The organism is Oleiphilus sp. HI0117 (assembly GCF_001635235.1).
This window is the reverse complement of sequence record NZ_LWGA01000281.1, coordinates 1-17438: the sequence shown is the minus strand read 5'-3', so window position 1 is coordinate 17438 and position 17438 is coordinate 1. Positions and strand designations below refer to the sequence as shown.

General features: G+C 44.8%; 29 protein-coding genes and 1 pseudogene. 29 read left to right on the top strand and 1 reads right to left on the bottom strand.

Annotation, left to right across the window (positions count from 1 at the left end; all coding sequences use genetic code 11):
• The 29 genes and pseudogenes from tuf to rplQ form a co-directional block, all read left to right on the top strand.
• Positions 1–229, top strand: a pseudogene (gene tuf / locus A3757_RS25040) (elongation factor Tu); the annotation flags it as partial.
• 189 nt (positions 230–418) lie between these two features.
• Positions 419–730: a 30S ribosomal protein S10 gene (gene rpsJ, locus A3757_RS03615; protein WP_068455763.1), complete on the top strand. Its 312-nt coding sequence runs from the start codon at positions 419–421 to the stop codon at positions 728–730.
• 118 nt (positions 731–848) lie between these two features.
• Complete coding sequence (rplC, locus tag A3757_RS03610) at positions 849–1487, top strand: 50S ribosomal protein L3 (protein WP_068508507.1); 639 nt, start codon at positions 849–851, stop codon at positions 1485–1487.
• Between the two features lie 8 nt (positions 1488–1495).
• Positions 1496–2104 (top strand): 50S ribosomal protein L4, encoded by a 609-nt coding sequence (gene rplD / locus A3757_RS03605; protein WP_068739183.1) that lies wholly within the window; start codon positions 1496–1498, stop codon positions 2102–2104.
• On the top strand, positions 2101–2394 hold the full coding sequence (gene rplW / locus A3757_RS03600) for a 50S ribosomal protein L23 (RefSeq protein ID WP_068508512.1): 294 nt from the start codon (positions 2101–2103) through the stop codon (positions 2392–2394). Before rplD ends, rplW begins: the two co-directional genes overlap by 4 nt.
• A 15-nt stretch (positions 2395–2409) precedes the next feature.
• Complete coding sequence (rplB, locus tag A3757_RS03595) at positions 2410–3237, top strand: 50S ribosomal protein L2 (RefSeq protein WP_068508514.1); 828 nt, start codon at positions 2410–2412, stop codon at positions 3235–3237.
• A gap of 20 nt (positions 3238–3257) precedes the next feature.
• Positions 3258–3533 carry a 30S ribosomal protein S19 gene (rpsS, locus tag A3757_RS03590; RefSeq protein ID WP_068508516.1) on the top strand — a complete coding sequence of 92 codons (276 nt, stop codon included), beginning with the start codon at positions 3258–3260 and terminating at the stop codon, positions 3531–3533.
• A gap of 12 nt (positions 3534–3545) precedes the next feature.
• A complete protein-coding gene (rplV, locus tag A3757_RS03585; protein ID WP_368664608.1) occupies positions 3546–3884 on the top strand; it encodes a 50S ribosomal protein L22 in 339 nt (112 codons plus the stop codon).
• A gap of 11 nt (positions 3885–3895) precedes the next feature.
• Positions 3896–4579, top strand: coding sequence for a 30S ribosomal protein S3 (gene rpsC, locus A3757_RS03580; protein ID WP_068508520.1), 684 nt, complete (start codon positions 3896–3898; stop codon positions 4577–4579).
• 11 nt (positions 4580–4590) lie between these two features.
• Positions 4591–5004 carry a 50S ribosomal protein L16 gene (rplP, locus tag A3757_RS03575; RefSeq protein WP_068508522.1) on the top strand — a complete coding sequence of 138 codons (414 nt, stop codon included), beginning with the start codon at positions 4591–4593 and terminating at the stop codon, positions 5002–5004.
• Positions 5004–5195, top strand: a complete 192-nt coding sequence (gene rpmC, locus A3757_RS03570; RefSeq protein ID WP_068508532.1) for a 50S ribosomal protein L29 — start codon at positions 5004–5006, stop codon at positions 5193–5195. Before rplP ends, rpmC begins: the two co-directional genes overlap by 1 nt.
• A 2-nt stretch (positions 5196–5197) precedes the next feature.
• Positions 5198–5467, top strand: a complete 270-nt coding sequence (gene rpsQ / locus A3757_RS03565) for a 30S ribosomal protein S17 (RefSeq protein ID WP_068508559.1) — start codon at positions 5198–5200, stop codon at positions 5465–5467.
• 26 nt (positions 5468–5493) lie between these two features.
• Positions 5494–5862, top strand: a complete 369-nt coding sequence (gene rplN, locus A3757_RS03560; RefSeq protein WP_068508534.1) for a 50S ribosomal protein L14 — start codon at positions 5494–5496, stop codon at positions 5860–5862.
• A 16-nt stretch (positions 5863–5878) separates the two neighbouring features.
• Positions 5879–6196: a 50S ribosomal protein L24 gene (gene rplX / locus A3757_RS03555; protein ID WP_068508536.1), complete on the top strand. Its 318-nt coding sequence runs from the start codon at positions 5879–5881 to the stop codon at positions 6194–6196.
• Between the two features lie 14 nt (positions 6197–6210).
• Positions 6211–6750, top strand: coding sequence for a 50S ribosomal protein L5 (gene rplE, locus A3757_RS03550; protein WP_068508538.1), 540 nt, complete (start codon positions 6211–6213; stop codon positions 6748–6750).
• Between the two features lie 12 nt (positions 6751–6762).
• The gene (gene rpsN, locus A3757_RS03545) at positions 6763–7068 is read left to right on the top strand and encodes a 30S ribosomal protein S14 (RefSeq protein WP_068508540.1); all 306 of its coding nucleotides are present in this window, start codon (positions 6763–6765) and stop codon (positions 7066–7068) included.
• Between the two features lie 101 nt (positions 7069–7169).
• Positions 7170–7562, top strand: a complete 393-nt coding sequence (gene rpsH / locus A3757_RS03540) for a 30S ribosomal protein S8 (protein ID WP_068508541.1) — start codon at positions 7170–7172, stop codon at positions 7560–7562.
• 9 nt (positions 7563–7571) lie between these two features.
• The gene (rplF, locus tag A3757_RS03535; RefSeq protein ID WP_068508542.1) at positions 7572–8105 is read left to right on the top strand and encodes a 50S ribosomal protein L6; all 534 of its coding nucleotides are present in this window, start codon (positions 7572–7574) and stop codon (positions 8103–8105) included.
• Between the two features lie 8 nt (positions 8106–8113).
• Positions 8114–8464 carry a 50S ribosomal protein L18 gene (gene rplR, locus A3757_RS03530; RefSeq protein ID WP_068508543.1) on the top strand — a complete coding sequence of 117 codons (351 nt, stop codon included), beginning with the start codon at positions 8114–8116 and terminating at the stop codon, positions 8462–8464.
• A gap of 11 nt (positions 8465–8475) precedes the next feature.
• Positions 8476–8976 carry a 30S ribosomal protein S5 gene (gene rpsE, locus A3757_RS03525; protein WP_068508544.1) on the top strand — a complete coding sequence of 167 codons (501 nt, stop codon included), beginning with the start codon at positions 8476–8478 and terminating at the stop codon, positions 8974–8976.
• A 4-nt stretch (positions 8977–8980) separates the two neighbouring features.
• Positions 8981–9166, top strand: a complete 186-nt coding sequence (gene rpmD, locus A3757_RS03520; RefSeq protein WP_068508545.1) for a 50S ribosomal protein L30 — start codon at positions 8981–8983, stop codon at positions 9164–9166.
• Between the two features lies 1 nt (position 9167).
• Complete coding sequence (gene rplO, locus A3757_RS03515) at positions 9168–9602, top strand: 50S ribosomal protein L15 (RefSeq protein WP_068508547.1); 435 nt, start codon at positions 9168–9170, stop codon at positions 9600–9602.
• 5 nt (positions 9603–9607) lie between these two features.
• The gene (secY, locus tag A3757_RS03510) at positions 9608–10939 is read left to right on the top strand and encodes a preprotein translocase subunit SecY (protein WP_068508549.1); all 1332 of its coding nucleotides are present in this window, start codon (positions 9608–9610) and stop codon (positions 10937–10939) included.
• Positions 10940–10976: 37 nt separating this feature from the next.
• Positions 10977–11090: a 50S ribosomal protein L36 gene (gene rpmJ / locus A3757_RS25035; RefSeq protein ID WP_082865410.1), complete on the top strand. Its 114-nt coding sequence runs from the start codon at positions 10977–10979 to the stop codon at positions 11088–11090.
• A gap of 146 nt (positions 11091–11236) precedes the next feature.
• On the top strand, positions 11237–11593 hold the full coding sequence (gene rpsM / locus A3757_RS03505) for a 30S ribosomal protein S13 (RefSeq protein ID WP_068508551.1): 357 nt from the start codon (positions 11237–11239) through the stop codon (positions 11591–11593).
• Positions 11594–11605: 12 nt separating this feature from the next.
• Positions 11606–11995 carry a 30S ribosomal protein S11 gene (gene rpsK, locus A3757_RS03500; RefSeq protein WP_068508553.1) on the top strand — a complete coding sequence of 130 codons (390 nt, stop codon included), beginning with the start codon at positions 11606–11608 and terminating at the stop codon, positions 11993–11995.
• An 11-nt stretch (positions 11996–12006) separates the two neighbouring features.
• A complete protein-coding gene (gene rpsD, locus A3757_RS03495; RefSeq protein ID WP_068508558.1) occupies positions 12007–12627 on the top strand; it encodes a 30S ribosomal protein S4 in 621 nt (206 codons plus the stop codon).
• Between the two features lie 35 nt (positions 12628–12662).
• On the top strand, positions 12663–13667 hold the full coding sequence (gene rpoA / locus A3757_RS03490) for a DNA-directed RNA polymerase subunit alpha (RefSeq protein ID WP_068554544.1): 1005 nt from the start codon (positions 12663–12665) through the stop codon (positions 13665–13667).
• 35 nt (positions 13668–13702) lie between these two features.
• Positions 13703–14092 (top strand): 50S ribosomal protein L17, encoded by a 390-nt coding sequence (rplQ, locus tag A3757_RS03485; protein ID WP_068511128.1) that lies wholly within the window; start codon positions 13703–13705, stop codon positions 14090–14092.
• Positions 14093–14381: 289 nt separating this feature from the next.
• On the opposite strand, the gene uvrA is transcribed toward rplQ, so the two are convergent.
• Positions 14382–17216 carry an excinuclease ABC subunit UvrA gene (uvrA, locus tag A3757_RS03480; protein ID WP_068554546.1) on the bottom strand — a complete coding sequence of 945 codons (2835 nt, stop codon included), beginning with the start codon at positions 17214–17216 and terminating at the stop codon, positions 14382–14384.
• Positions 17217–17438: the final 222 nt, after the last annotated feature.

Sequence of the window (17438 nt, the reverse complement as noted above, 5' to 3'; positions counted from 1 at the left end):
TCATACGCCATTCTTCCAAGGTTACCGTCCACAGTTCTACTTCCGTACGACTGATGTGACAGGTGCTTGTGAGTTGCCTGAAGGTGTTGAAATGGTAATGCCTGGTGATAACGTACAGTTAACAGCTACTTTGATCGCGCCAATCGCGATGGAAGAAGGTCTACGCTTCGCGATTCGTGAAGGTGGTCGTACTGTAGGTGCGGGTGTTGTAGCTAAGATTGTTGAATAATCTGACGCCTATATCCTAAAAAAAGAGCTGCCTTCGGGCGGCTCTTTTTTTTGTGCTAAAAGAAATCGTATTTATGTCGGGATGTCGGTTGACACGGTTGGTTGCAATACGTACAATGCGGCTCCTTTTTTATACAGCAGTCACGCGCCTTTTTGGGTTTAAGTGGCTAATTACTGGAGTTTTGGTCACATGCAAAGCCAAAAAATCAGAATCAGACTAAAAGCTTTTGATTATCGTCTGATCGATCAGTCTACACAAGAAATTGTAGATACGGCGAAGAGAACCGGTGCGCAAGTGCGTGGTCCGATTCCTCTTCCAACTAAGAAAGAGAGATTTACAGTTTTGATTTCTCCTCACGTAAACAAAGATGCGCGTGATCAGTATGAGATTCGTACTCATAAGAGAATGATGGATATTGTAGAGCCTACAGAAAAAACTGTAGATGCACTAATGAAACTTGACCTGGCAGCTGGCGTAGACGTTCAGATTAGTCTTGGTTAAGTTTTTCCAACTTTTCTAAAAAGTTGGTGCCGTTCAAGTTAGATCGAGCGGTAAAGTGTAACTACCTAATTTATAGGGCCATAGAGGGTGAAAGCCCCGTACACTTAAGAGGTGAAAAATGGCGATTGGTTTAGTCGGCCGTAAGGCTGGGATGACTCGAGTTTTTACAGACGAAGGTGCATCCATTCCGGTAACGGTTATCGAGGTTGAAGATAACCGTATCACACAGGTGAGAACAGACGATGTTGATGGTTACCGTGCAATTCAGGTAACTGTTGGTGAGCGTCGCGCTTCTCGCGTATCTAAAGCTGCAGCTGGACATTTTGCGAAAGCAGGTGTTGAAGCGGGTCGTGGTCTTTGGGAATTCCGTTTGGCGGAAGGCGAAGGCGAAGATCTTAAAGCAGGTGACGCACTTAATGCGACAGTCTTCGAAGTTGGTCAGATTATTGATGTAACTGGTCAGTCTAAAGGTAAAGGTTTCCAGGGCGGTATTAAGCGTTGGAACTTTGGCATGCAAGATGCGACGCATGGTAACTCGTTGTCACACAGATCAAACGGTTCAATTGGTCAGTGTCAGACGCCAGGTCGTGTTTTTAAAGGCAAGAAGATGTCAGGTCACATGGGTGCTGAACAAGTTACTGTTCAGAGCTTAGAAGTCGTTCGTGTAGACGCAGAACGTAACCTTTTATTGATTAAAGGTTCTGTTCCTGGTGCTACTGGCGCGGACATCATTGTCAAGCCAGCACAGAAGGCATAGGGGGCGTCATGGAATTAACAATTACTGGTTCTGGAAATTCAGTGGCTGTATCTGAAGCTACGTTTTCTCGTGAATTTAATGAGTCTTTGGTTCATCAGGTTGTCACTGCATATATGGCAGCTGCCCGCCAGGGTTCTCGAGCTCAGAAAACTCGTTCTGAAGTAAGTGGTGGTGGTAAGAAGCCATGGAAGCAGAAGGGTTCTGGTCGTGCACGTGCAGGTACTATTCGTAGCCCAATCTGGCGTTCAGGTGGTGTTACATTTGCTGCGAAGCCGCAAGATCACTCTCAAAAAGTAAACCGTAAAATGTATCGTGCAGCGATGCAGGTTATTTTGTCAGAGTTGGTTCGTCAGGAGCGTTTGTTGGTTGTTGAAGAGCTAACTGTTGCTGAGCCAAAGACAAAAGAGCTGGCTGCTAAGTTGAAAGAGCAGGGTTTGCTAGATAGTACTTTGATCATCTCTGAAGAAATTGATCAAAACTTATATTTGGCGTCTCGCAATATCCCTAAAGTGGATGTGCGTGATGCGGAAAGTGTTGACCCTGTAAGCCTTGTTGGTTTCGATAAGGTGGTTGTCACAGTTTCTGCTCTTAAAAAGATTGAGGAGATGTTGGGATGAATGAACAACGTATCTATAAGGTTCTTTTAGGTCCTCATATTTCTGAAAAAGCTTCTATGGCAGCAGAGAACAACCAGGTTTGTTTTAAGGTTGCTGCGGATGCTAGCAAGCCAGAAATCAAGAAGGCTGTTGAGAAACTTTTCAATGTTACAGTTGAAGCAGTTCAAACTGTAAATATTAAAGGCAAGACTAAGTTCACTAAGAACGGTCTTGGTAAGCGCAAAGATATTCGTAAGGCTTATGTCAAATTGGCAGAAGGTCAGGATATCGATTTCATGGACGTGGAATAAGGTAGAGGTCGAATTATGCCAGTCGTAAAAACCAAACCAACATCTGCCGGCCGTCGTCATGTCGTTAAGGTAGTACACCCTCATTTATACAAGGGTCGTCCTTATGCGCCGTTAGTTGAAAAGAAATCTAAAAATGGCGGTCGTAATAACAACGGTCGTATTACTGTTCGTCACAAGGGTGGCGGTCATAAGCAGCACTATCGTGTTGTTGACTTCAAGCGCACAAAAGACGGCATTCCAGCTGTTGTTGAGCGTATCGAGCACGATCCAAATCGTTCAGCGCACATCGCATTGCTGAAATATATGGATGGCGAGCGTCGTTACATTATTGCTCCTAAAGGTGTTGAAGTCGGTCAAGAGATTCGTTCGGGTGAAGATGCTCCTATTAAAGTAGGCAGTACCTTACCTATTCGAAATATTCCTGTGGGTAGTGTTATCCACTGTGTTGAATTGAAGCCTGGTAAAGGCGCTCAAATCGCTCGTAGTGCAGGTACTTCTGCGCAGCTAGTAGCAAGAGAAGGTGCTTATGCAACTCTTCGTTTGCGTTCTGGTGAAATGCGTAAGGTTCTTGTTGAATGTCGAGCTACTTTGGGTGAGGTTTCAAACAGTGAGCACAGCCTACGGCAATTAGGTAAAGCGGGTGCATCACGTTGGCGCGGTATTCGACCAACGGTGCGTGGTGTTGTTATGAACCCAGTTGACCACCCACATGGTGGTGGTGAAGGGCGAACCTCTGGTGGTCGTCACCCTGTTACTCCTTGGGGTGTACCTACTAAAGGCTATAAAACTCGCAAGAACAAACGCACTGACAAGATGATAGTACGTCGTCGGTCGGCTAAGTAATTAACTAAGAGGGTTACGCTGTGCCACGTTCTTTGAAAAAAGGTCCATTTATAGACCTTCATTTATTGAAGAAAGTAGAAACGGCTCTGGAAAAAGGTGACAAGAAACCAATTAAGACTTGGTCTCGTCGTTCAACTGTTTTTCCTGAGATGGTAGGCCTGACTATTGCGGTTCATAACGGACGTCAACACGTTCCTGTTTATGTAACCGAAGATATGGTTGGTCATAAATTAGGTGAATTTGCTGCAACGCGTACTTATCGGGGTCATGATGCCGATAAGAAAGCGAAGCGATAATTCTGAGAGGATATTGAGATGGAAGTAGCTGCAAAGCATAGAGGTGCTCGTCTATCTGCTCAGAAGGCACGTTTGGTAGCAGATCAGATCCGAGGAAAGGGTGTAGAAGAGGCGTTGGAAGTTTTAACTTTCAGCACTAAGAAAGCTGCAGCCCTTATGAAGAAAGTGTTGGAGTCGGCTATCGCAAATGCAGAGCATAACGATGGTTTGGACGTAGATGAGCTTAAAGTTTCAACAGTATTTGTTGATGAAGGCCCAACTATGAAACGAATCCGACCACGTGCGAAAGGTCGTGCTGATAGAATATTCAAGCGCACCTGTCATATCACGGTCAAAGTGGCCGATAACTAGGAGATACTAAGATGGGTCAGAAAGTACATCCTACTGGTATCAGACTGGGTATTGTGAAAGACCACAACTCCGTTTGGTATGCAGAGAAAGGTGATTACGCTAAGTACTTGCTAAACGACATTCAGGTACGTGAGTATTTGATGAAAAAGCTTGAAAGAGCGTCAGTTAGCAAGATCACTATCGAGCGACCAGCTCAGAACGCTCGTGTGACAATTCACACTGCGCGTCCTGGTATCGTAATCGGTAAGAAAGGCGAAGATGTTGAAAAGCTTCGCAAAGAGATTGGCGAAATGATGGGGATTCCGGTTCACATCAATATCGAGGAAATTCGTAAGCCAGACTTGGATGCTAAGTTGGTTGCTGCAGGTGTAGCTAGCCAATTGGAACGTCGTGTTATGTTCCGTCGTGCAATGAAGCGTGCAGTTCAAAATGCAATGCGTCAAGGTGCGAAGGGTATCAAGATACAGCTTGGTGGTCGTTTGGGTGGTGCTGAGATAGCTAGAAGTGAATGGTATCGTGAAGGTCGTGTGCCTCTACATACATTGCGTGCAGACGTTGATTACTCAACGCATGAGGCAAATACCACTTACGGCATTATTGGCGTTAAAGTTTGGATCTTCAAGGGCGAGATTCTGGGTGGTATCGAACAGGTACGTGCTGAGAAGAAAGCTACCAAGAAGAAAGCTGCTAAGTAAGGGGCCAAGTAATGCTACAACCAAAACGTACCAAATTTAGAAAAATGCAGAAAGGCCGTAACCGCGGTCTGGCTCAGCGCGGTGCAAAGATAAGCTTCGGCGAATATGGTCTTAAGTGTACCGATCGCGGGCGTATTACTGCACGACAGATTGAGGCGGCTCGTCGTACGATCTCTCGAAAAGTTAAGCGTGGTGGTAAGATCTGGATCCGAATTTTTCCTGACAAGCCGATTACGCAAAAGCCTTTAGAAGTTCGTCAAGGTAAAGGTAAAGGTAGTGTTGAATATTGGGTTGCCCAGGTTCAGCCAGGTCGAGTTTTATTCGAAATTGAAGGTGTGCCGGAAGAGCTGGCGCGTGAAGCATTCGCTCTTGCAGCTGCAAAATTACCTGTTTCGACAACCTTTGTTGAAAGGACGGTGATGTAATGAAAGCAAGTGAATTAACAAGTAAGTCTGTAGACGAGTTGAATCAGGATCTTCTTGGTTTGCTTAAAGAGCAGTTTAACTTGCGTCTACGCAAGTCTACTGGTCAGTTGAATCAGTCTCATTTACTTCGTCAGAATAGACGCGACATTGCACGCATTAAAACTGTATTGACGCAAAAGGCAGGTGAATGATTATGACTGATACTGCACAGAACACAGCTCGTACCTTAAATGGTAAAGTTGTTAGTAACAAAATGGATAAGTCAATCACTGTGATGATTGAGCGTCGTGTAAAGCATCCAATCTACGGTAAGTACGTTAAGCGTTCTACCAAGGTACATGCTCACGATGAGAATAACGAATGCAACATCGGCGATGTAGTAACAATTCAAGAGACGCGTCCTCTTTCGAAGACAAAGTCTTTCACGTTACTAAACATCGATGAAAAAGCATCTAACGTTTAACCCCTGGTAAGGTTTGGAGAACAACGATGATTCAGACGGAAAGTATGCTAGATGTGGCCGATAACAGCGGTGCGCGTCGAGTAATGTGTATTAAAGTGCTGGGTGGTTCACATCGTCGTTATGCACGAATTGGTGATGTAATTAAAGTCACTGTAAAAGAAGCTATACCTCGCGGCAAAGTCAAAAAAGGCGATGTCATGAGTGCTGTGGTAGTGCGTACGCGTAGTGGTGTACGTCGCCCAGATGGCTCTTTAATTAAATTCGATGGTAACGCTGCTGTGTTGTTAAACGCTAGTGATGCACCGATTGGAACTCGTATTTTTGGTCCTGTAACTCGTGAGTTGCGCGGCGATAAGTACATGAAAATTATTTCTTTAGCACCTGAAGTGCTTTAAGGACGAGAGGCCGGTTATGAAAAAGATCAAACGTGACGATGAAGTGATTGTCATAGCAGGCAAGGACAACGGTAAGCGTGGTAAAGTTAATCGTGTGATGAAGGATGGCCGTTTGGTCGTTTCTGGAATCAACATGATTAAGCGCCACACTAAGCCTAACCCAATGCTGGGTACGCCAGGTGGCATTGTTGAGAAAGAAGCGCCAATTCAGGCTTCTAATGTTGCGATTTTTAATCCAACAACCAACAAAGCAGACCGTGTAGGCTTCAAAGTCCTTGAAGATGGCAAGAAGGTACGTGTATTCAAATCTAACGACGAGCTCGTAGATAAGTAGGCAGGTAATAAACCATGGCAAATATGAAAGAAGTTTATAAAAGCGAAGTGGTACCTGCACTGCAAAAAGAGTTCGATTACAAGAGCATAATGCAAGTACCGAAAATTGAGAAAATTACCCTTAATATGGGTGTTGGCGAAGCGCTAGCAGACAAAAAAATGCTAGAGAACGCAATCGCTGATCTTGAGAAATTAGCTGGCCAAAAGCCAGTGACTACAAAAGCTCGTAAGTCAGTAGCTGGCTTTAAAGTTCGTGAAGGTTATCCGATCGGCTGTAAAGTTACTTTACGTGGCGAGCGTATGTGGGAATTTTTCGAGCGTTTAGTTGGTATCGCTATTCCGCGTATCCGCGACTTCCGAGGTCTAAACTCGAAGTCATTTGACGGACGTGGTAATTATTCAATGGGTGTTAAAGAGCAAATCATATTCCCAGAGATTGATTACGACAAAGTCGATAAGATTCGTGGTCTAGACATTACTATTACTACATCTGCTGCAACGGATGATGAGGGTCGAGCTTTGCTTCGCGCTTTCAACTTCCCGTTCAAAAAATAAGGGTAAGAAGCAATGGCTAAGATCTCAATGAAGCAGCGCGAACTAAAGCGCGAAAAAACAGTAGCCAAGTATGCTGAGAAGCGTGCGGAGCTAAAAGCAATTATCTCTAACCAAAATACTTCTGATGAAGATCGTTGGGAAGCTCAGAAACAATTGCAAAAGCTACCGCGTAACGCTAGTCCAAGCAGACTTAGAAATCGCTGTCAAGTGACAGGTCGACCACATGGCGTATACCGCAAGTTCAAACTTTCACGAATTAAATTGCGTGAACAGGGAATGAGTGGTAATGTGCCCGGCCTGAAAAAAGCAAGCTGGTAATACCAGTAAAGAAACGTTGGTAAGTACCATAACAAGCTGGTGGGGTTTCCTTCCGGCTTGTTTTTGATACTGCACAACTAAAAAGACTAGGAGTTCATACGATGAGTATGCAAGATACGCTTGCGGATATGTTCACACGTATTCGTAATGCACAGATGGCTGAGAAGCAATCTGTCACAATGCCTTCTTCTAAAATGAAGGTGTCAGTACTAGAAGTATTAAAGTCAGAAGGTTTCATCGAAGGCTTTAACACTGATGGTCAGGTAAAAGCACAGGTAACTGTTGATCTTAAGTATTTCGAAGGCAAGCCAGTCATCGAAGAAATTAAGAGAGCTAGCCGTCCAGGTCTACGCCAGTTTAAAGGTAAAGACGAGCTGCCAAGCATTCGCGGTGGTTTGGGTGTTGCCATTATTTCAACTTCGCAAGGTGTGATGACCGACCGAGCTGCGCGTAATGCCGGCATTGGTGGCGAAGTAATCTGCACAGTTTTCTAGGAGAAGGGCATGTCTAGGGTTGCTAATAGTCCAGTTCAGCTTCCTTCCGGTGTAGAAGTTAAGCTAACTGAGCAAGAAATTGAAGTAAAGGGCGGTAAAGGCACTTTATCTTTGGATCTTAATTCTGTTGTTACTGTAACGCAGGAAGGTTCAGAAATTAAATTTGCTGCTAAAAATGGCAGCAAGTTCTCACGAGCGATGTCTGGTACGACTCGCGCGTTGGTAAACAACATGGTTACTGGTGTAAGTACTGGCTTCCAGAAAAAGCTACAGCTAATCGGTGTTGGTTATCGTGTACAGATGCAGGGCAAGAAACTAAATCTGTCATTGGGTTTTTCTCACCCAGTCGAATACGAGCTTCCTGAAGGTATTAAAGCTGAAGCTCCATCACAGACCGAGATTGTTTTGTCAGGCGCTGACAAACAGTTGCTAGGTCAGGTTGCTGCTGAAATTCGTGCTTTCCGTCCGCCAGAGCCTTACAAAGGTAAGGGTGTACGCTTTGCTGACGAACATGTCAGACGCAAAGAAGCTAAGAAGAAATAGGTGAAGCTATGAGCATTAAGAAAGAATCAAGACTACGTAGAGCGAAAAAAACTCGCTTTAAGTTAAAAGCTTTGGGTGAGACCCGACTTACAGTTCATCGTACACCTAAGCATATCTACGCACAGATTATTTCAGGTGAAGGAAACAAGGTTTTAGCCTCTGCTTCTACTCTGGATAAAGATCTTCGCGGCGAAGGTACAGGTAACATTGACGCGGCTACTAAAGTTGGTGCTTTGATCGCTGAGCGAGCAAAGACAGCTGGTGTTTCAAGAGTAGCATTTGATCGTGCTGGTTTTAAATATCACGGTCGTGTAAAGGCATTGGCTGACGCTGCGCGTGAAGCCGGATTAGAGTTCTAAGGGGCATTACGATGAGCGTAGAAGACAAAAACGGTCCAGAGCTACAGGAAAAACTTGTACAAGTTAACCGTGTAGCAAAAGTTGTTAAAGGTGGTCGAATCTTCGGTTTCACAGCACTAACTGTTGTTGGTGATGGTGCAGGTCGTGTAGGTTTCGGTCGTGGTAAAGCGCGTGAAGTTCCAATCGCTATTCAAAAAGCAATGGATGCAGCTCGCAAGAATATGGTTGACGTACCTCTTAGCGGTACAACCTTGCAATATCCTGTAACTGCAAAGCATAGTGGCTCTAAGGTCTATATGCAGCCTGCTTCAGATGGTACTGGTATCATCGCTGGCGGCGCAATGCGCGCAGTGCTAGAAGTCGCAGGGATTCAAAACGTACTTGCTAAGTGCTACGGCTCTACAAACCCAGTTAACGTTGTTCGCGCAACAGTTAAAGGTTTGAGTGCAATGAAGTCACCAGAAGACGTTGCTGCTAAGCGCGGCAAGTCTGTAGACGAAATTACAGGATAAGGTCATGGCTAAGAAAACAATACAGGTTACATTGTACCGTAGCCCGATTGGTCGCTTACCTGCTCATAGAGCGTGTGTTACCGGTCTTGGTCTACGTAAGATTGGTCAGACTGTAGAGCTGGAAGATACACCTTCAGTTCGCGGTATGGCTAACAAAGTTAACTACATGGTTAGGATTGAAGGAGAATAAAATGCGTCTTAATTCAATAAGTCCAGCTCCTGGATCAAAGCCTACAGCTCGACGTGTAGGTCGCGGTATTGGTAGTGGTTTTGGTAAAACTTGTGGTCGTGGCCACAAGGGTTTGAAGTCTCGTTCTGGCGGTTCTGTAGCGCCAGGTTTCGAGGGTGGTCAGCAACCTCTAGCACGCCGACTTCCAAAGTTCGGTTTCAGTTCACGTCAAGCTAAGTACTCTGCTGAAATTCGTTTGAACGAATTAGCAGCTGTCGAAGCTGATGTTATCGACTTGGATGCGTTGAAAAACGCAAACTTGGTTCGTCGTGATGCTAAGCAGGCTAAAGTTATTTTGTCGGGCGAGTTATCTAAAGCAGTTACTATTCAAGGTTTGAAAGTAACTAAAGGTGCTCGTGAAGCAATTACTGCTGCTGGCGGAAAGGTAGAGGATTAATACCCATGGCGAAGTCAAACGCATTGCCTTCGGGCGTAGGTAAAGGTTTTGCAGAACTCAAATCAAGATTATGGTTTGTGTTCGCTGCAATCCTGGTTTATCGAGTTGGTGCGCACATTCCAGTGCCAGGCATCAACCCAGAGAGACTAGCCGCGCTATTCGAGCAAAACCAAGGTACTATTTTGAGCTTGTTTAACATGTTCTCTGGTGGTGCATTGGAGCGAATGAGTATCTTCGCCTTGGGAATCATGCCCTATATTTCTGCATCGATCATTATGCAGTTGTTAACTGCTGTAAGCCCTACTCTTGAACAGCTTAAGAAAGAAGGCGAAGCGGGTCGTAGAAAGATTAGTCAGTATACGCGTTATGGCACAGTTGCTTTAGCGTTGATACAGGCTTCAGGTATGTCGGTAGGTCTTGCCTCTCAAGGTGTGACCTTCACTGATAGCTTTAGTTTCTACTTCCTTGCGATCTCTACATTTGTTTGTGGTGCTGTCTTCCTTATGTGGTTGGGAGAGCAGATTACAGAGCGTGGTATTGGTAACGGTATTTCCTTGTTGATATTTGCAGGGATTGTCGCGGGTTTACCAGGTGCGTTCGGTCAGTCGTTTGAAGCTGCAAGGCAGGGAGAATTAAATATCCTTGCATTGTTAGGTATTGGTGTATTCGCAGTTGCTATCGTTGCCTTCGTCGTGTTTATCGAACGAGGTCAAAGACGCATCACTGTTAATTATGCAAAAAGACAACAGGCACGTGGTGGTTACTCTCAGCAGTCAAGCCATTTGCCGCTTAAAGTTAATATGGCTGGCGTAATCCCGCCTATATTTGCTTCGAGTATATTGTTGTTTCCTGCTTCAATGGGGCAGTGGTTCGGACAGAGCGAGGGCATGGAGTGGTTAGCTAATGTTTCTCAAGCGCTTGGGCCGAGTCAGCCTCTGTATGTTATTTTGTTTGCCATTGCAGTCGTCTTCTTCTGCTTCTTTTATACAGCGTTAATGTATAACCCAAAAGAAGTTGCAGATAACCTTAAGAAGTCTGGTGCTTTCGTTCCGGGTATTCGTCCAGGGGCGCAGACCGCAAACTATATCGATAGCGTACTGACACGTTTGACAATCTTCGGTGCAGCCTATATTGCCGCAGTTTCTTTGTTGCCGCAGTTTTTGGTTGTTTGGGCAAATGTTCCATTCTATTTCGGTGGTACATCCCTGTTGATCGTTGTGGTCGTAGTCATGGATTTCATGGCGCAAGTTCAGTCTCATTTAATGTCCCATCAATATGAGTCACTGATGAAAAAATCGAACCTTAAAGGTTACGGTAATGGTGGGATGCAGCGTTAATCGCGAAGAGTTGAAAATTTAGTTTTTGGAGTAGCATATGAAAGTTCGTGCTTCGGTAAAGAAAATCTGCCGTAACTGTAAAATTATTAGAAGAAATGGCTCTGTAAGAGTTATTTGTCAAGAGCCTCGTCATAAGCAACGCCAAGGTTAATTGGTGTTGTATGAAAAGTGTGCTGCATATAGCTTGATTTATATTTAATCAGGCTGTATGATTTGCGCCCTTTTTATCAGACGGTAACTAAACAGTAGCGTAGAGCATTTGCTCAATTTAGCTACCAATTAAGCGGAGTAAGATGGATGGCACGTATAGCCGGTGTCAATATACCCGACAATAAACACGCAGTAATTTCTCTGACTTACATCTTTGGTGTAGGCAGAACTACTGCACAAAAAATATGCGATGCAACGGGTATAGCCCGTACTGCTAAAGTTAGCACGCTATCTGAAGAGCAGTTAGAAATATTGCGTTCTGAGGTCAATAACTTGACCGTAGAAGGCGATTTGCGTCGTGAACTTCAAATGAATATTAAACGGTTGAAGGACCTGGGTTGTTATCGTGGTCTTCGTCATCGTCACAGCTTGCCTGTGCGCGGTCAGCGAAGCAAAACGAACGCACGTACCCGTAAGGGCCCTCGTAAACCAATTCGTAAATAATAGGAATTCGTAATGGCAAAGCCAGGTACACGTACCCGTAAAAAGGTGAAAAAGACTGTTGTTGATGGTATGGCTCATATCCATGCATCATTCAACAATACTATCGTTACCATTACTGACCGCCAAGGCAACGCTCTATCTTGGGCAACTGCTGGTGGATCAGGTTTCCGTGGTTCGCGAAAAAGTACACCTTTTGCTGCGCAGGTAGCAGCTGAAAGAGCCGGTAATGCGGCTGCTGAATACGGCCTTAAGAACTTAGAAGTTCAAGTTAAGGGTCCTGGACCAGGACGCGAGTCCGCTGTTCGCGCTTTAAACGCTTGTGGTTATAAAATCACAAATATCACGGATGTGACACCTATTCCACACAATGGTTGTCGCCCACCTAAGAAACGTCGCGTTTAGAGGATTAGCAAATGGCTCGTTATATTGGACCAAAATGTAAACTGTCACGCCGTGAAGGTACTGACTTATTTTTGAAAAGTGGCGCTAAAGCGCTAGATTCAAAGTGTAACTTAGAAACTGCTCCAGGTATGCACGGTGCTCGTCGCGGACGTTTGTCTGAATACGGTACCCAGTTACGAGAGAAGCAGAAAGTTCGCCGTCTATACGGTGTTCTTGAAAAACAGTTTCGTGGCTACTATAAAGAAGCTGCACGCCGTAAAGGCGCTACAGGTGAAAACTTGCTTCAGTTGCTGGAACAACGCCTTGATAATGTTGTATATCGTATGGGCTACGGTTCTACTCGCGCAGAATCACGTCAGCTTGTATCCCACAAGGCAATCGTTGTTAACGATCAGGTAGTGAATATCGCATCTTACCAAGTTAAAGCTGGTGATGTTGTTGCTGTTCGCGAAAAAGCTAAGAACCAATTGCGTGTTAAAAACGCTGTTGAGTTAGCAGCTAATCGCGGGGCAGTTGAGTGGATCGACGTAGATACCAATAAACTCACAGGAACTTTTAAAGCTGTTCCTGAGCGTTCAGAGCTACCTTCGGACATCAACGAGAATCTAATTGTTGAGCTTTACTCTAAGTAATCTCATCGGATACAACATAAGGTATAGGGGCATATATGCAGCGTTCAGTTAATGAATTCTTGAATCCACGAAACATTGAAGTTCAAGGTTTAAGCGCAACACATGCAAAAGTTATTCTAGAGCCATTAGAGCGAGGTTTCGGCCATACGCTTGGTAGCGCATTAAGAAGAATTCTTTTGTCATCAATGCCGGGTTGTGCAGTTGTAGAAGCAGAAATCGAAGGTGTATTGCATGAGTACAGCGCAATCGAAGGTGTTCAAGAGGATGTTATTGAGATCCTTTTGAACCTTAAAGGTTTGGCTATAAACATGCACTCACGCGATGAAGCTAGTTTGACGCTTACTAAGAAGGGGCCAGGCCCAGTCTTGGCTAGTGACATTCAGTTGGATCATGACGTTGAAATCATGAATCCGGATCATGTTATTTGCAACCTTAGCGACAATGGTGATATCACTATGACGCTACGTGTTGGTCGCGGTCGTGGCTATGAGCCAGCTGACCAGCGTGGTAATAATGATGATGAAACACGCGCAATCGGTCGTTTGCAGTTGGATGCGTCATATAGTCCGGTTTCGCGAGTTGCATACTCTGTTGAGAATGCGCGAGTTGAGCAACGTACTGACCTCGATAAGCTTGTAATTGATCTTGAAACTAACGGTACTATTGATCCTGAGGATTCAATCCGCCGTGCAGCTACAATTCTTCAGCAACAACTTGCTGTATTCGTTGATTTCGATAACGAAAAAGAAGTAGTTCAAGAAGAGGAAGAGGAAGAAGTCGATCCAATCCTGCTTCGTCCAGTAGATGATCTAGAGCTAACCGTTCGTTCTGCGAATTGTTTGAAAGCAGAGAATATTTACTACATTGGTGACCTAATTCAACGTACTGAGGTTGAACTGCTAAAAACGCCTAATTTGGGTAAGAAGTCTCTTACAGAAATTAAGGATGTGCTAGCATCTCGTGGTCTTTCATTAGGTATGCGTCTTGAAAACTGGCCTCCAGCTAGTTTGAAAGGTGATGACCGAGTACTGGGTGGCTAAGTCATCCTCGGTTTGAATAGGTAAGGAATTATAAAATGCGTCATCGTAAAAGTGGTCGTAAACTTAATAGAAATAGCTCGCACAGAAAAGCCATGTTCAAAAATATGGCAGCTTCTCTTGTTGAGCATGAGTTAATCAAAACAACTTTGCCAAAAGCTAAAGAGCTACGTCGTGTAGCTGAGCCTTTGATTACGTTAGCGAAGAACGATACAGTTGCAAATCGCCGTTTGGCTTTTGCTCGTACTCGTGACAATGCTGTTGTAGCGAAATTGTTTAATGAGCTTGGTCCTCGTTACCAAGATCGCCCAGGTGGTTATATCCGCATTCTAAAATGTGGTTTCCGTTCTGGTGATGCAGCGCCAATGGCGTTCGTTGAGCTAGTTGACCGCCCAGTGGTTGAAGCCTTCGAGGATGACGACGAGTAGGTCTATTACTCACCGTCGTAAAAAAACCAGCCTAGTGCTGGTTTTTTTGTATCTGGAATAAATAAGGCTAAAGGCCCGTAGGCCTTGCAGAGTATTGATAAACCCCGGTATTTTATATCGAGGTTTTGTTTTGCATAAATCGTTTAAAAAACAACCTCAAAATAGGTCGATTTTTTAAATCTTTTAGTAGTTTACAGTGAAAAAAACTATTTCATTCACGTAGAAGCGCGTCCTAAAAAGTACGCCGAGGTTTGTCAGCAGTCTGAAAGGCCCGTAGGCCTTGTTTTGTTTATTTCCTGGCCAGTATTGGCTTTAAGAATTGTCCAGTAAATGAACCATCGACCTCTGAGACATGCTCAGGACTTCCTGTTGCAACGATTTGACCGCCTTTCGAACCGCCTTCTGGTCCTAGGTCTACTATCCAGTCAGCAGTTTTTATGACATCTAGATTGTGCTCGATTACGACAATCGTATTGCCGTGATCTCTAAGCCTGTTAAGAACAGTCAGTAATTGCTGGATATCATAGAAGTGCAAGCCAGTAGTTGGTTCGTCAAGGATGTAGAGGGTTTTACCTGTATCTCGCTTGGAAAGCTCTTTAGCTAGTTTGACACGCTGGGCTTCGCCGCCAGATAGTGTAATCGCACTTTGACCAAGTCTGATATACGACAGGCCAACATCCATTAAGGTCTGAAGCTTTCGGGCAATAAAGGGAACCGCGTCAAAGAATTCACGCGCATCTTCGATAGTAAGGTCCAGAACTTCGTGGATATTCTTCCCTTTATAGGTGATATCTAGTGTTTCCCTGTTGTATCGCTTGCTCTTACAAACATCACAAGGGACATAGACATCAGGTAGAAAGTGCATTTCTACTTTTGTGACGCCATCACCCTGACAGGCCTCACAGCGGCCACCCTTAACATTGAAGCTAAAGCGGCCTGGTTTATATCCACGAGACCTTGCCTCGTGAGTGCCAGCAAATAACTCTCTGATAGGTGTAAACAGTCCTGTATAGGTCGCGGGGTTTGATCTTGGGGTGCGTCCGATCGGGCTCTGATTAATATCGATAACTTTATCGAAAAAGTGCATGCCGTGAATGGCTTCGTGCTCTGCTGCATTTAAGGTCGTGGCATTATTTAGTTCAGTCGCCGCTAAGGGGTAAAGCGTTGAGTTGATCAGGGTTGACTTACCAGAGCCTGAAACACCAGTAATGCAGGTAAATAAGCCAACTGGAATTTCAAGTGTAACGTTTTCAAGGTTATTTCCCTTGGCGCCTTGCAGAATGAGTTGTTTGTTCTTATTTGGTTTATGGCGTTCATCCGGGATTTCAATTCGTTTGCTGCCACACAGATATTGGCCGGTTAGGGATGCAGGGTTCGACATAACTTCATCAGGTGTACCTTCGGCGACGATCTCGCCACCATGTATTCCAGCCCCCGGGCCGATATCAATGACGTGATCGGCAAGTCTGATAGCATCTTCGTCGTGTTCAACAACGATTACAGTATTACCTAGCTCTTTGAGATGAGTGAGTGTTTTTAAGAGGCGATCATTGTCCCGTTGGTGAAGTCCGATCGATGGTTCATCCAGAATATACATGACGCCCACAAGCCCGGCGCCAATCTGGCTTGCTAGCCGTATTCTTTGGGCTTCGCCGCCGGATAATGTGTCGGCACTACGTTCCAGATTTAGATAATCTAGGCCTACGTTCACTAGAAACTCCAATCGTAAGCGGATCTCTTTTAGAATCTTGTCAGCTATTTCTCCTCGTTGACCGCTAAGTTCTAGGTTTTCGAAATAATCCAAAGCAGTACCAATGGGGAGCTTGGCTAAGTCGGGTAGTGAGTCTTTGTCTATGTAAACATGCCGCGATGCTTGCTTTAAGCGGGTGCCATGGCAGCTTGGGCAAGGTTGGTTGTTTAGGTACTTGGCAAGATCTTCCCGAACCATATTTGATTCGGTTTCTCGATAGCGTCTTTCGATGTTAGGGATGACGCCCTCAAAAACGTGTGAGCGCTGTACGCTGTCGCCACGACTATTGACATAGGTGAAGGATATTTCTTCTTCTTGGCTTCCGTACAATAGGATTTGTTTAAAGCTATCAGGCAGCTCTTCATAGGTCTGCGAGATGTCGACATTATAGTGTTCGGCAACATTACTTAAGAGTTGAAAGTAGTAGATTGTGCGTCGATCCCAACCTCTAATTGCGCCTTCTGCAAGTGTCAGGCTAGGGTTGTGTACGATTCTTTCAGGATCAAAAAACTGATTAACGCCTAAGCCATCACAGGAGCTACAGGCACCGGCAGGATTGTTAAAAGAGAACATACGAGGCTCAAGCTCACTAATCGCATAACCACAATGTGGGCAGGCAAATCGTGAAGAGAAAATGATTTCATCCTGGCTGTCGTCTTCCCCCATTGGGGCAACAACTGCAATGCCATCTGTAAGAGCAAGGCATGTCTCAAAGGATTCTGCAATACGTTGTTGGATATCGTTGCGAACCTTAAAGCGGTCAACGACCACCTCAATGGTGTGCTTTTTATTCTTCTCAAGCTTAGGCGTGTCATCGAGGTCAGTAATAATGCCGTCAATTCGGGCGCGAATGAATCCCTGGCTCAAGAGATCTTGGAAGACATGAAGATGTTCGCCTTTACGGTTTTGGACAATTGGGGCGAGCAGCATAAGCCTGCTTTCTTCAGGAAGCTCAAGCACTTTATCAACCATCTGGCTAACAGTTTGCGCATTGAGTGGTGCGTCATGCTCTGGGCATCGAGGTTCGCCTGCGCGAGCGAATAATAGTCTCAGGTAATCGTAGATCTCAGTAATCGTACCGACAGTAGATCGTGGATTGTGAGAGGTGGATTTTTGCTCGATGGATATGGCTGGAGAAAGACCTTCAATATGGTCGACTTCAGGTTTGTCCATCATCGACAGGAATTGACGAGCGTAAGTCGACAGAGACTCGACATAACGTCGCTGGCCTTCAGCATAAAGCGTGTCAAAGGCGAGCGATGATTTACCGGAGCCAGATAAACCGGTTATTACGATTAGCTTATCACGAGGAATTGTAAGGTCGATATTTTTTAGGTTGTGTGTTTTTGCGCCACGAACGAGGATCTTATCCATTAATCTACTAACCGATGCTTAAAAACGGTCGATTATAGCAATTTAGACGCTAACTTGTATGACATATTACGCTAATGGGGTGTAAGCGCTCATTAGTACTTATTAGACCTGTATTGCGATTCCTTGCAGTGGGTCTTAATGATAGAATGGCTGCCCGAATAATTTGATGAATGTATACAAAATAATGACTGCTAGTGAAAAGCGCTCGGTAATTTCTTTAGC